The sequence below is a fragment of the Nitratireductor alexandrii genome (genome assembly GCF_004000215.1).
In the GTDB taxonomy this organism is placed as follows: domain Bacteria; phylum Pseudomonadota; class Alphaproteobacteria; order Rhizobiales; family Rhizobiaceae; genus Mangrovimarina; species Mangrovimarina alexandrii.
The window spans coordinates 1-5,769 of sequence record NZ_RBVY01000024.1 but is presented as its reverse complement, the minus strand read 5'-3'; the positions used below and the strand labels follow the sequence as shown (position 1 = coordinate 5,769).

Annotated in this window: 6 protein-coding genes; 1 reads left to right on the top strand and 5 read right to left on the bottom strand. The window is 58.4% G+C overall.

Annotated elements, in window-relative coordinates:
* Positions 1 to 424: transposase (locus tag EP380_RS23295; RefSeq protein ID WP_164749973.1), on the top strand; the 424-nt coding region annotated here is incomplete at its 5' end.
* A 454-nt stretch (positions 425 to 878) separates the two neighbouring features.
* Here EP380_RS23295 and EP380_RS23280 read toward each other — a convergent pair.
* From EP380_RS23280 to EP380_RS23680, 5 genes are all read right to left on the bottom strand, one after another.
* Entirely contained in the window at positions 879 to 2,444 is a 1,566-nt protein-coding gene (locus tag EP380_RS23280) for an amidase (RefSeq protein ID WP_127601212.1), read from the bottom strand.
* Positions 2,445 to 2,464: 20 nt separating this feature from the next.
* Positions 2,465 to 3,748, bottom strand: coding sequence for a TRAP transporter large permease (locus tag EP380_RS23275; protein ID WP_127601210.1), 1,284 nt, complete (start codon positions 3,746 to 3,748; stop codon positions 2,465 to 2,467).
* Entirely contained in the window at positions 3,745 to 4,239 is a 495-nt protein-coding gene (locus tag EP380_RS23270) for a TRAP transporter small permease (protein WP_127601208.1), read from the bottom strand. Before EP380_RS23270 ends, EP380_RS23275 begins: the two co-directional genes overlap by 4 nt.
* Positions 4,240 to 4,404: 165 nt before the next feature.
* Positions 4,405 to 5,448 carry a TRAP transporter substrate-binding protein gene (locus EP380_RS23265; RefSeq protein ID WP_127601206.1) on the bottom strand — a complete coding sequence of 348 codons (1,044 nt, stop codon included), beginning with the start codon at positions 5,446 to 5,448 and terminating at the stop codon, positions 4,405 to 4,407.
* A 154-nt stretch (positions 5,449 to 5,602) separates the two neighbouring features.
* Entirely contained in the window at positions 5,603 to 5,746 is a 144-nt protein-coding gene (locus tag EP380_RS23680; RefSeq protein ID WP_164749972.1) for a hypothetical protein, read from the bottom strand.
* Between the last annotated feature and the right edge of the window lie 23 nt (positions 5,747 to 5,769).

The window sequence follows — 5,769 nt, the reverse complement described above, 5'->3', positions numbered from 1 at the left end:
GGTGGAAACGCCGGGTCAGTTCTCAGTGGCAATCAACACCCAAGCGGGACAACAGGCGTTACAAGCCTTCACTCAAGGTCCGTGGGGCATTAAATATCCAATGATCACTGCAGCTTGGGAGAAGGCGTGGACTCAAGTGATCCCCTTCTTCGCATTTCCTCCCGACATACGGCGGATCATCTATACGACCAATGCCATTGAGAGTGTCAATGCCCGACTGCGAAAAATTATCAAGACGCGAGGACAGTTCCCCACCGACGATGCGGCTCTGAAGCTGCTCTGGCTGGCTATCAGGAATATCACCATCAAATGGGGCTGTGCTACGCATTACTGGACGGCAGCCATGCAGCAGTTTGCTATCCTATACGAGGAGCGGTTCACGCATGCATATCGCCTCAAAGACAACGAGCAGAACGAAAAATAGGCAGATTAATGATTAACACCAACTGCCTGAACACAAAAAAACTGATACTCCCAAATATTGCCGTCCGACTTGGTCGACTCACGAAGCACTTCCGCCCCAAAAGCTTCAATGTCACGAACGCGATACCGGGCCTAGACGCCAAGTCTGAGAAAGACCGGACCGCCCGCTTCGGTTCGCCAACGCTCTAGTGTCGCTTCCGACCAAGCTCAGCGCCCAGCGCTCGTTCTATGAGCGCCTTCTTCGACTGCGTGAACGCGTCCTCCATGGCCTGTGGCGTCATCGGGCTGGTAACCATGTCATCCAACAACTGCTGGGCGCTGGCCAGTAACGTGCCGCCCTTGGGAATGCGTCTGGATTCCGTCTTGTGCACTGGTTCCAGGGTATGTCTCCTTCAAGACAATCATAGGCCCGAACACAAAATTACAGACACTCTCAAGCGGGCGAAGTGCTTGCCCTACCCCAAACACCCCTCCACCACCCCAGCCACCCTCAACACCCCCGCATCGCCCCCCACTACCCCAGCCAGCTGCAGCCCCACCGGGAACCCATTTTTGTCTTCCCCACAAGGCACCGACACCGCCGGCATACCCGTCAGGTTAAACGGCAGGGTGCAGCGCGTTAGCGCCGGGTGTATGGGCAGGCGCACGCCGCCCAGGGTCAGGTGGGTTTGAACGGGGCAGGCGCCGGTGGGCACGGTGGGGGTTGCCAATACGGTGTTGGGGCCCAGGTGTTGGCTTAAGGCTACCAGCAGTTGCTGGCGCAGGCGCTGGGCTTTCAGGTAATCAACGGCGCGAATGAAGCGGCCTATTTCCAGACGGGTGCGCACTTCATCGCCTATGCTTTGCGGGCGCAGCAGGGCCAGGTCTTGGTGCAACTGGCTGGCTTCGGCGCACAGGGTCATGAATTGCAGGGTCGGTGCTATGTCCAGCTCGGGAATGGTTACGCGCTGCACGGTGGCGCCGTGGTGCTGCAAGGTGGCCAGGGCGGCTTCAAAGGCCTGTTTTACGCTGGGCTCTATGGCGTCGAAAAAGTAGTTTTGGGGGCAAACCAGGGTTAGCTGTTGCGGCGTGGGCATGGGGCCGGACGCGCTGCGTATGCGGTTTTGGCCGCTCATGATGTCGGTGAGCAAGGCTACCTGTTCTACGGTTTTAGCCATAACGCCCACGTGGTCTAACGACCAGCCCAGGGGCAGTACGCCGGTGGTGGGTATTAGGCCAAAGCTGGGTTTAAAACCCACAATGCCGCACAGGGCGGCGGGCATGCGTACTGACCCGGCTGTATCGGTGCCCAGGGCCATGTCGGCCATGCCGGTGGCCACGGCCACGGCCGACCCACCGCTCGATCCGCCCGCGATGCAGGTGGGGTCGGCAGGGTGGCCGGTGCGCCCCCACCAGGGGTTGTCGGTGGTGGCGCCGTAGGCCAGTTCGTGCATGGTGGTGGTGCCCAGCACAATGGCGCCGGCCTGTTCCAGCCGCGCCACGCAAGGGGCGCTTTGGGTGGGGGTTATGGGGTCCAGCGCGGGGCTGCCGCCGGTCATGGGCAGGCCTTGCACTTGAAAGCAGCTTTTTACCGCCAGGGTGGCGCCTTTAAGGGGTAGTTGGGAGTCGGGCTGGTGTTGAGCGTCTAGCTGGGCGGCACGCTCCAAGGCGCGGGCGTGCCGGGTGGTTTCAAAGGCGTTAAGGGCGTCGTGCTCTTCTATTAGGGAAAAGGCCTGGCGCACGCGCTGGGCGCAGGTTTGAGCTTGGCTCGGGCTGGGTGTGAATGCGTTGGCTACACGCTCGGCCCAGGCAGGGTCGGGCCTGGCGTCGTTGGGTTCTGTTGCAGCCGCCGTTGGGGCTAACGGCACACCCGGCATAATGGGGTGGGCGGTTGGGCTGCACGCCAAAGTATTGATGCGTTCCAGGTCTTTTAAGTGCAGGCCCAGACGCTCGGCCCAGGCGTCCAGACGTACGGGGTCGTTGGGGCGGGCAAACAGGTCAGTGGCCGCTTTAATGTAGGCGTACAGGGTGCTGGGGTTCATGGGTAGGCTACGCGCCGGGCTTAGTGGAACAGGTTGGGTATGAACAGCGAAATTTCGGGCACGTACGAAATAATGGCCAGCGCAAAAATGTAAACCCAAATAAAGGGCAGCACGCCTTTAATGACTTTGCCAGTCGACACGTTGAAAATGCTGGTGCTCACAAACAGGTTCAGCCCGAAAGGCGGGGTAAACATGCCAATAGCCAGGTTTACCGTCATGATGATGCCGAAGTGAATAATGTCGATTCCGGCCGCCTGGGCAATGGGCAGCAGCAGCGGCACCAGCACCACAATGGCCGAGTTCGGGTCCATGAACATGCCGGCAATTAGCAAAATGACGTTCACCATGAGCAAGATCATGAGCGGCGACATGTCCCACCCGGTTAGCACGTGCACAATTTGCTCGGGGATGTGCTCAAACACCAGCACCAGCGAAAACACCGACGCGGCGGCCACAATGGTGAAGATTTTGCCGGTCAGCAGGGCCGATTCCAGCGCCACATGCCACACGTCGCGCCAGGGCAGGTCTTTGTATATGCAGGTGGACACGATCAGCGCGTAAACGCTGAGCACCATCGAGGCTTCGGTGGGGGTGAAAAAGCCCGAGTAAATACCGCCAAAAATAATGACGGGCGCACCCAGTGTCCACGCGGCTTCGCGGGTGTGGCGCCAGACTTCTTGCGCGTTCCAGGCTTGCTGCTGGCTGGTTACCGAGTGCGTTAGCGCATACACCACGCAGTAAAGGGTTACCACAAGGCCAATGAGTATGGCCGGGCCAATACCCGCCAGAAACAGGTCACCCACCGAGGCCGAGGCGACGGCGCCGTACAGAATCATGGTGATGCTGGGCGGCACAATAACCGCAATGGCGCCCATAGAGGTAATAAGCCCCAGCGAGAACGATTCGTTGTAGGCGCTTTGGCGCAGGCCGGGGTACAGCACTTTGCCAATGCCAGCCACGGTGGCGGTGCTGGAGCCGGAAATAGCGCCAAACACTTCACTGGCCACAATGGTGGTAACCGGCACGCCGCCCGGCACACGGCCCAGCAGCACGGTAACCCAGTTAATGAGCCGCTGCGACATGCCGCCGCGTACCATGAGCTCGGCAGCGAAAATGAAGCCGGGCACTGCCAGCAAGGCATACACGTTTAGGCTGCTGAACATGCGCGAGGCCAGCATGTCGGGCGGTATGCCCGACGACGCCAGGGTCAGCAGGGTAAAGCCAGAGGCAATGAACACCAGCCACAACGGAAAGCCGGAAATGAGCAAAACAATTAAAACCAATACAGCTATTGTTGTGATCATTGGTGCTGCCCTTTTAATACGTCGGCCAGCCACAGCAGGTAGGCCAGCGCCGTAAGGCCCAGGCCCACGGGAATGGACACATACGCCACCCACACTGGCAGGTAGCCGCTAAGGCTGACGTCGTTGAATACATAAGCGGTGTAGCTGAAGCCCCAACCCATATAGGCCAGGTAGCCAATCAGGCCAATGCCCAGCAGGGCCGACAACACGTTAATGATTTTTCTGGTGCGCGGCGAAGACTGCGAGTAGAAGATGTCGATGCTGATGTGTTCGTTGCGGCGCGCCAGCACCGCGGCGCTTAAGAACACGGACCAGACCACCAGGTACTGCGAAGCCTCTTCCAGCCACGGAAAGCCTTCGAAGCCGAATTCGCGCATGACAATGGATAAAAACACCGAGAAGATCATCAGGCAGAAACTGACGCCCACTAATAGCTTCAGGAACGCGAAGCACACGCGATCGACCCGGGCAAAGAAACTTGATTCTTGCATGTTGACGCACCGTTTATAAGCTAACTGCTGTGCCGGCCTGTTGTCCGGCGGCTGACTTGCACTTGCACGGCACGCTGGGCGCCGTGGCCATGGAAGACAAAACCTGGTGACCCAACCCGGCCAGAGCGCACCACTGGCGCCTGGCCTGGTTTGGGCCTGTTTGGCTTACTTGGCTAATTTAGCCACGTCGGCTTCCAGCAATTTCAGCATTTCGGCTTTGCCTGGGTTCTTCTTGACCTCGGTCCACACGCCTTTTTTGTTCATGTCCTGCAAGGCCTTGCGGTCGGCTTCGGTGAGTTCCACCACGGTCATTTTGGGGTTGGTCTTCAGCATGTTCAACGCTTCGTTCTGCTCTTTCACGTAAGCATCGGTACCCAGGGCTTCAGTTTCGGCCCCGGCTTCGTCAACCGCTTTTTTCAGGTTGGCCGGCAGCTTGTCGTACCAGGCCTTGCTAACCGCAATGTATTGCGTCAGCACAATGTGGTTGGTCATGAGCACATACGGGGCCTGCTCGTGATATTTGAGCTTGGTAGTCACGGCAGCGGGCAGGTCGAAGCCGTCGATCACGCCTTGCTGGATCGAGGTGTAGACCTCGGGCAGCGACATTTGTACCGAGCGCGCGCCCCAGTTGTTGACGGTTTCGGTGTGTTCCTGGCCACTAATGGTGCGAATGCGCTTTCCCTTCAGGTTCTCGACCACCGACTTGCTCTTGTCGTAGTCACGCAAGAAGATTTGGTTGGGCCCCAGACCAAACAGCGACACCACATGAAAGCCTTTTTGGTCGGCCATGGTTTTAATGGCGTTGCCGGCCTGGCCTTTCAGAATACGGGTGATGTTTTCAATTTGCTGGGTGGGGTTATTGCCCGGGAAGAGCCACGGCAGGGTCAGTACGCCCGCCTGCGGCACAAACTGGTTCAGGTTGCCGGTGGGGTTGATGTTGGCCTGAATGGAACCCAGGCGCAGGCCGCGCATCACTTCATCGTTGCTGCCCAGCGCGCCGCCCGTAAAGAGCTGGCCTTTAATTTCGCCGTTCGACTTTTTCTGCACCAGGTCGATGAACATTTTTGCGCTCAGTTCCTGCGCATCGTTCGAGGTAATGTTGCCCACGCGCATTTCGTAGGTTTCGGCGCTGGCCGTTTGCGTGCCCATGGCCAGCGGTGCAGCCACGATGGCGCCCAGCAACAAGCGGGTAATCAGGTTGGTTTTCATGTCTCTTCCTTTGGCGTTATGTTGGTGTGATGCAATGGCCTGTTGACCCGGGCCCGGGTTATTGAAACCAGTAAGGGCTATAAGAGTTGTCGTGCTTGTTCAATGTGTGAGTGCTGAATAGGTTGTTGTGCTTAGGGTCCTGTGTTTGGGTTGGCTAGGCGGCATGCGTTGCGCTGGTTTTGGCGGGCTTGAAGGCATAACCTTCGTAACCGTCTTCGGCCACTTTCAGAATGCGCTGGTAATAGTTACCCACCCCGCCCACATAAGGCATGAACACCACCGGGCTTGTCGCAAACATTTTCGGAGCGCGCAATTATCCAC

Bases quoted from the DNA above. Each gene is read 5' to 3' on its own strand.
- EP380_RS23280 (WP_127601212.1), bottom strand. From the start codon at position 2,444: ATGAACCCCAGCACCCTGTACGCCTACATTAAAGCGGCCACTGACCTG.
- EP380_RS23270 (WP_127601208.1), bottom strand. From the start codon at position 4,239: ATGCAAGAATCAAGTTTCTTTGCCCGGGTCGATCGCGTGTGCTTCGCG.
- EP380_RS23265 (WP_127601206.1), bottom strand. From the start codon at position 5,448: ATGAAAACCAACCTGATTACCCGCTTGTTGCTGGGCGCCATCGTGGCT.
- EP380_RS23275 (WP_127601210.1), bottom strand. From the start codon at position 3,748: ATGATCACAACAATAGCTGTATTGGTTTTAATTGTTTTGCTCATTTCC.
- EP380_RS23680 (WP_164749972.1), bottom strand. From the start codon at position 5,746: ATGTTTGCGACAAGCCCGGTGGTGTTCATGCCTTATGTGGGCGGGGTG.